6 protein-coding genes are annotated in these 6,869 nt (G+C 73.2%); 1 reads left to right on the top strand and 5 read right to left on the bottom strand.

Annotated elements, in window-relative coordinates:
- The first annotated feature begins 44 nt into the window (after positions 1–44).
- Positions 45–902 (top strand): sulfurtransferase, encoded by an 858-nt coding sequence (locus RS86_RS00135; RefSeq protein WP_045270172.1) that lies wholly within the window; start codon positions 45–47, stop codon positions 900–902.
- Positions 903–937: 35 nt separating this feature from the next.
- Here the strand turns inward: RS86_RS00135 and RS86_RS00130 are convergent, their stop codons facing one another.
- From RS86_RS00130 to RS86_RS00110, 5 genes are all read right to left on the bottom strand, one after another.
- Complete coding sequence (locus RS86_RS00130; protein WP_052679976.1) at positions 938–2,461, bottom strand: UDP-N-acetylmuramoyl-L-alanyl-D-glutamate--2,6-diaminopimelate ligase; 1,524 nt, start codon at positions 2,459–2,461, stop codon at positions 938–940.
- Between the two features lie 61 nt (positions 2,462–2,522).
- Positions 2,523–3,341, bottom strand: a complete 819-nt coding sequence (locus RS86_RS00125; RefSeq protein ID WP_268747818.1) for a shikimate 5-dehydrogenase — start codon at positions 3,339–3,341, stop codon at positions 2,523–2,525.
- Positions 3,342–3,374: 33 nt separating this feature from the next.
- On the bottom strand, positions 3,375–4,742 hold the full coding sequence (locus tag RS86_RS00120; RefSeq protein ID WP_045270171.1) for an O-acetylhomoserine aminocarboxypropyltransferase/cysteine synthase family protein: 1,368 nt from the start codon (positions 4,740–4,742) through the stop codon (positions 3,375–3,377).
- 67 nt (positions 4,743–4,809) lie between these two features.
- Positions 4,810–5,757 carry a quinone oxidoreductase family protein gene (locus RS86_RS00115; protein ID WP_045270170.1) on the bottom strand — a complete coding sequence of 316 codons (948 nt, stop codon included), beginning with the start codon at positions 5,755–5,757 and terminating at the stop codon, positions 4,810–4,812.
- Positions 5,758–5,766: 9 nt separating this feature from the next.
- Entirely contained in the window at positions 5,767–6,744 is a 978-nt protein-coding gene (locus RS86_RS00110; RefSeq protein WP_045270169.1) for an EamA family transporter, read from the bottom strand.
- Positions 6,745–6,869: the final 125 nt, after the last annotated feature.

Here is a 6,869-nt window from a genome sequence, read left to right as displayed (position 1 = left end):
CCATACCGGACCACGGGGCGGGGTGGGTTGAGAGGATGGGGGGCATGGATGACCTCATCACCGGCGCCGAGCTCCGCAGTCTCCTCGATGAAGGGGCGGATCTGCGCATCCTCGACGTGCGTTACCGTCTCGGGTTCACCGACGGGCACGAGAACTACCTCGGCGGGCACCTTCCCGGGGCCGTCTTCGCCGACCTGGAGGCCGAGCTCGCGGGCCACGGCGCGCCCTCGGACGGGCGCCACCCGCTTCCCTCCGACGAGGGGCTCGAACAGGCCGCCCGGCGATGGGGGATCCGTCAGGGCCAGAGCGTCGTGGTCTACGACGACTCGCGCTCACTGCCGGCATCGCGCGCCTGGTGGGCGCTGCGGCGTGCCGGCATCGCCGATGTGCGGGTCCTCGACGGCGGGCTCGGCGCCTGGCGCGAGGCCGGGGGAGCCGTCGAACAGGGCGAGGTCGTGCCGCCGCTCGGTGACGTCGTGCTGAGCCGCCCTGGAACCGCCGACGTGCTCGGCACCGCTGAGGTGGCCGACTGGACCGGAGTGCTGCTGGACGCGCGGGCGCCGGAGCGATTCCGCGGCGAGACCGAGCCGATCGACCCGGTCGCAGGTCACATCCCCGGTGCGCGCAACCTGCCGATCGTCGATCTCCTCACCGCCGACGGTCGCTTCCGCAGCCCCTCCGAGATCGTGGCAGCCTTCGAGGCCGTCGGCGCCGGCGAGGAGGTGCCGATCGCGGCGTACTGCGGATCAGGGGTGACCGCGGCGCAGCTCGCGCTCGCCGGGTCGCTCATCGGCCGCGAGGTGACCGTGTACCCGGGATCCTGGAGCGCGTGGTCGAACACCCCCGGCCGCCCGATCGAGGTCGGACCCGTGCCCCAGGAGGCCGATCCGCTGGAGGATTGACCGGGCCGGGTACGAGCGCGGCACGAGGCCGGTGGTCAGAGCGCCTCGATGACCTCGCGGAGCACGTCGGGGTCGTACCAGGCGATCTCGCCGCCGGCGAGGGCGTGATAGCGCTCGTGGCCCTTGCCGAGGATCACCACGGTGTCCTCGGGGCGCGCCATCCGCACGGCCGCCGCCATCGCCTCGCGGCGGTCGGCGATCTCGGTGATCTCGACCGTGCTCGAGCGCGCGCCGGCGATCAGCGAGGCGCGGATCTCGGCGGGGTCGTCGTCGTAGGGGTTGTCGTCGGTGATGACCAGCACGTCGGCGAACATCGCGGCGAAGCGGCCCATCATGCGGCGCTTGGCCGCGTCGCGGTGGCCGTTCGCGCCGAGCACGGCGATCAGGCGGCCCTCGGGCGTCGTGGTCCGGATCGCCCGCAGTGCCGCGTTGATGGCCTCGGGCTTGTGCGCGGAGTCGACGATCGCGGCGAACGGCTGCCCGAAGTCGAACCGCTGCAGGCGCCCTTCGACGCTCGGCAGGGCGGCGATGCCGGGGGCGAGGTCGGCGAGGTCGCGCCCGGACTCGGTGAGGGCGGCGACGGCGGCCAGGATGTTGTTCACGTTGAACGCGCCGGTCAGCTGCGTCGTGAACCGCACGCGCTCGCCGTCGGGGGAGCGGACTGTGAACGAGGATCCGTGCGCGCGCAGCTCGACGTCCTCCGCGCGCCAGTCGGCGGACTCGGATCCGCTCGCCGACGTCGTGCGCACGGGCACCGTCGCCTGCGCGGCGAGGACGCGGCCCCAGTGCGAGTCGATGTCGACGATGCCGACCTTGGCGTGCTCGGGCGTGAGCAGCAGCGCCTTGGCGGCGAAGTAGTCGGCCTGCGTCGGGTGGTAGTCGCGGTGGTCGTGGCCGAGGTTCAGGAAGACGCCCGCGTCGAACGCGAAGCCGTCCACGCGGCCCAGGGTGAGGGCGTGGCTGGACGCCTCGACGGCGACCGTGCCGAGCTTCTGCTCGCGCATGACCGCGAAGAGCGCCTGCAGCTCCGGAGCCTCCGGTGTCGTCAGCACGGGTGGGAAGAAGTCGTCGCCCACGGTCGTGCCGATGGATCCGATCGTGCCGGACTGCTGCATGCCCGCGGCGGCCGCCACATAGAACGCGGTCGTCGTCTTGCCCTGCGTGCCGGTGATGCCGATCGAGGTCATCGACGCCACCGGGTCGCGGTACAGGAACGCGGAGGCGGGGCCCGCGGCGAGGCGCGGATCCTCGACGACGACCGTCGGCACCTCTGAGGGCACGAGGGATGCGCCTTCGGCGTCGGTGAGCACGGCGGTCGCGCCGGCCTCCACGGCCTTCGCCGCGAAGCGGGCACCGTGGGAGTTGGCCCCTCGGATGCCGAGGAACAGGTCGCCGGTGCGGACGTGGTCGGTGCCCAGCGCGACGCCGGTGAACGCGACGTCGGCGCGGTCGGGGGCGGCGACGTCGAGACGCGTCGCGAGGTCGCCGAGCGTGGCGCGGAAGGTCTCGGCGGGGCGGGAATCCAGGCGCGGGGCGGGGTAGTTCGACACGGAGGGCATGACCGTCCGAGTCTACCGGGGCGCGGGACGGATCCCTTCGAGAGCCCGGGACCGCGGTGCGCTACTGCGCACGCATGAACTCCTCGGCCGCGCGCACCTGCTCGTCGCTCGGGCGGATCCCCGTGTACAGCACGAACTGCTCGAGCGCCTGCAGGGTCGCCACGGCGGATCCCGTGATCACGGTCTTGCCTGCGGCCCGCCCCGCACGCACGAGCGGCGTCTCGGCGGGGAGAGCCACGACGTCGAAGACCACGGCGGCGGCGTCGATCGCCGAAGGCGGGAACGACAGTACCTCGGCCTCGACGCCGCCCGCCATGCCGATCGGGGTCACGTTCACGAGAACATCAGCGCTGCGATCGGCGACGTCCGCGGCCCAGCCGAAGCCGTACAGCCCGGCGAGCGCCCGGCCGGCCTCCTCGTTGCGGGCCACGATTGTGACGTCTGCGAAGCCCGCATCCCGGAACGCGGCCGCGGTCGCCTTGGCCATCCCGCCGGAGCCGCGCAGCAGCACGGACGACGCCGGATCCAGCGAGTGGCGCGCGATGAGCTGCGCGATCGCCGAGTAGTCGGTGTTGTAGGCGGTGAGCACGCTGTCCTCGTTCACGATCGTGTTGACCGAGTCGATCGCGGTGGCGGACGGATCCATCCGGTCGACGAGCGCGATCACGTCCTCCTTGTACGGCATCGAGATCGCGCAGCCGCGGATCCCGAGACCCCGCACCCCGGCGATCGCCTGGGCGAGGTCGGTCGGGGCGAAGGCCTTGTAGATCCAGTTCAGCCCGAGCGCCTCATAGAGGTGGTTGTGGAACCGGGTGCCGTTGTTGCTCGGTCGCGCGGAGAGCGAGATGCACAGCGTCATGTCTTTGTTCAGGATCGGCACGGGATCAGATTACCGAGCGCACCTGTCTCGAACTCAGACCGCGGCGAACTCCGGCGCCGCGGCCGTCGCGGTGGCCGCGGTCGCGAGAGCGAGGGCTTGTTCGAGATCGGCGAGGATGTCGGCGGGGTCCTCGATGCCGATCGACAGGCGGACCGTCGTCGCGCCGATGCCGGCGGCGGCACGCTGCGCGGCGTTCAGGTGCGAGTGCGTCATCGATGCGGGGTGCGAGACGAGCGACCGCGCGTCGCCGATGTTCGCGACGAGGCGCACGATCCTCAAGCCGTCCACGAAGCGCTCCACGCGCTCCTGATCCAGGGCTTCGTCGCCGGCCGAGACCAGGTCGATCGAGAACACCGAGGGGATCCCGCGGGGGAGATAGCGCGCGGCGAGGTCGTGCCACGGGTTGCCGGCGAGGCCGGGGTGGTGCACGGCGGAGACCGCGGGGTGCGCGGCGAGGGCCTCTGCGATCGCCTGGGCCGACGCGCTCTGCCGGGAGACGCGCAGATCGAGCGTCTCGATGCCCTGCAGGATCTGGTGCGCGTTGAACGGCGAGAGGGAGGGGCCGAGGTCGTGCACGTACTTGGCCTTCACGAGTGCCCCGAACGCGAAGCCCTGCCCGAACCGTTCCCAGAGCGACTGCGGCCCGAACCGGTCGTGCGTGGCAGTGAACTGCGGCCAGCGCGCGGGGTCGGCGCCGAAGTCGAAGGATCCGAGGTCGACCGCGACGCCGCCGAGAGAGGTGCCATGGCCGCTCAAGAACTTCGTGGCGGAGTGCACGACGAAGTCGGCGCCGTGCTCGCCGGGGCGGACCAGGTACGGGGTGCCGACCGTGCTGTCGATCACGAGGGGGACGCCCGCGGCGTGCGCGATGTCGGCGACCGTGCGGATGTCGAGTACCTGGGCGAGCGGGTTCGCGACGGACTCCGCGAAGAACAGCCGGGTGCGCTCGTTCGCCGCCGCGCGCCAGGCCTCTGGATCGTCCTGGTCGACGAAGGTCACCGTGATCCCGAAGTCGTCGAGGGTGTCCTGCAGCAGGTCGACCGTGCCGCCGTAGAGCCGGTCGGCGGCGACGACATGGCCGCCTCGGCCCGCGAGCGCGAGGATCGTGACGGCGACCGCGGCCTGCCCGCTGGCGACGGCGATCGCCGAGACGCCGCCCTCGAGCGCCGTGACGCGCTCCTCGAGCAGCTGCTGCGTGGGGCTGGCGTTGCGGCTGTAGATGTTGCCCGCGCGACGCAGCGCGAACAAATCGCGCGCCTCGGCCAGGGAGCCGAACTCGTAGGCGGCCGACTGGTACAGCGGGGGCACGGCCGTGTTCTGCGGCGTTCCCGCGACGTACGCCGCCTGCACCTGCTTCGTGGCGAAACGGGTGTCGGGGGCGGAGGCGGCGGGAACGGTCACGCACCCATCCTCGGGCGCGCGGGCCCGATCCGCCGGGATGTTTCCGTCTGTTGCGGCTCCGGCGGGGTCAGGGGCGGAGGACGATCTTCCCGCGCGCGGCGTGCGTCTCGATGAGGCGGTGCGCCTCGGCGGCTTCGGCGAGCGGCAGCTCGGGGCCGAACTCGATCGAGAAGCGGCCCTCGGCGATGAGCCCGAGTCCCACGGGCACGGCCTCGGCGCGCCATGCGAGCTCCTGCGCGGTCAGGGGCACGGGGCTTCCGCCGCTGAACGCGCGGATGCCGAACGACGCCGCATCGGGTCCGCGCACGATCGTGGCGATCCTGTCGCGGTCGGCGACGAGGGCGAGCGAAGCGGCGATGGCCTCGTCCGTGCCGGCGCCGTCCAGCGCCACGGTGATCTCGCGATCACCGGCGGCGTCGCGGATCCGCTGCTCGAGGCCCTCGCCGTAGACGACGGGGATCGCACCCAGCTCGCGCAGGCGCTCCTGCGACGACTCCCCGCCGGTGGCGATGACGTCGGCGCCCCACGCGACGGCGAACTGGATCGCCGCCTGTCCGACGGCCCCGGACCCGGCGTGCAGGAGCAGCAGGTCACCCTCGCCGACGCCGAGCGAGCGCAGCGATTGGTAGGCGGTGCCGGCGGGGATCCCGAGCGCGGCGCCCTGAGCGGCGTCGACCGCGTCCGGCATCACGGAGGCGTGCGCGGCCCGCACCGCGAGCGCGGTCGCATACGTGCCACGGGTGTCGTGGACGGCGACGCGATCGCCGACCCGCAGGTCGGCGACGCCGGATCCGATCGCGGTCACGACGCCCGCGCCGTCGAAGCCCTGGCGCCGCGGCTCCGTGATCGGAGGGAGCGGGCGGAAGCCGCTGCGCTGCTTGACGTCGATCGGGTTCACGCCTGCCGCCTCGATGCGCACGACGACCTCGCCGGCCGCGGGGATCGGATCCGGCACCTCCACGAGGGTGAGGACCTCGGGTCCGCCGGTCTCGGTCTGCACGATCGCCTGAGCCATGGCTCCAGGCTACGTCGGGTCGGAGGGGGCGGGGCGCGTCCGCGGCTCGGCCACGGGGCCGCCGGCATCGCCGACCGGGGTGGCTGGACGGATCGAGAGCAGCACCACCGAGGCGCCGATGAGGGCGAGTCCGATCCAGCCCATGGGAGTCAGCCGCTCGCCCACGATCAGCACGGCGAGCACGGTCGCGGCGGCGGGCTCGAGGAGCGTGATCGTCGTCGCCGTGCCCGCCCCGACCCTGGCCAGTCCGAGCCCGAAGAGCACGTAGCCGAGGAACATCGGCACGAGCGCCATGTACGCCGCGACGGCGAACGCCGAGGCCGAGGCGACCAGGGGAGCGCCGGTTGCGAGGAGCACCGGCATCAGCAGCAGCCCACCGAGTCCGAAGACCGAGCCCATCGCGGCCGCGCGGGGGATGCCGCCCGTCATGAGCGCCGCTGCGGCCCAGGAATAGGCGGCGTACGTGATGCCGGCGACGAGACCGAGCAGGATCCCGAACACGGTGCCCGCGGGGTCGCCCTGCGCGTCGCCGAGCCTCGCGGCGCACAGCAGCACGCTCCCGGCGATGCCGAGTGCGGCCGCGCTCCACCAGCGTGCGCCGAGGCGGCGGTCGTCGAGCACCCGCTCCATGACACCGGCGGCGAGGGGAGCGGAGGCGAGGGAGACGACCGTGCCGACCGCGACCCCGGCGAGGTGCATCGAGCAGTAGAACGCGAGCGGGTACACCGCGACCGACAGCCCGCCGACCGCCACGATCCGCCACCGCGCGCGCAGCTGCGGTGCTGCCCTTCGCAGAGCCCGCGGGGCGATCAGCGCCTGCAGGATTCCGCCGATGCCGAGCGCGGCCGCGCCGATCGCCAGCGGCCCCGCGCTCGGCGCGAACGTGGCCGCGGTGCCGGTCGTGCCCCAGAGCAGCGCGGCCGCCGCCACCGCGAGCACGCCGAGCGTATGCCCGCGGTGCGGGGCCGCGGTGGTCGCGTGCGCCATGATGCTCAGGGTAGCGGCGCCCCGTTCGTGCGACCGTGTCCCACTTCTGGCTCTGGATCCGGGGTTTCGGGGCCGGAAGTGGGACGTGGTGCGACCGAAAGTGGGACAGGGGGCTGGGGCGGCAG

It is taken from the genome of Microbacterium azadirachtae (assembly GCF_000956505.1).
Lineage (GTDB): Bacteria > Actinomycetota > Actinomycetes > Actinomycetales > Microbacteriaceae > Microbacterium > Microbacterium azadirachtae_A.
The sequence above is the reverse complement of the archived record's forward strand: the minus strand, read 5'-3'. Positions and strand labels throughout refer to the sequence as shown.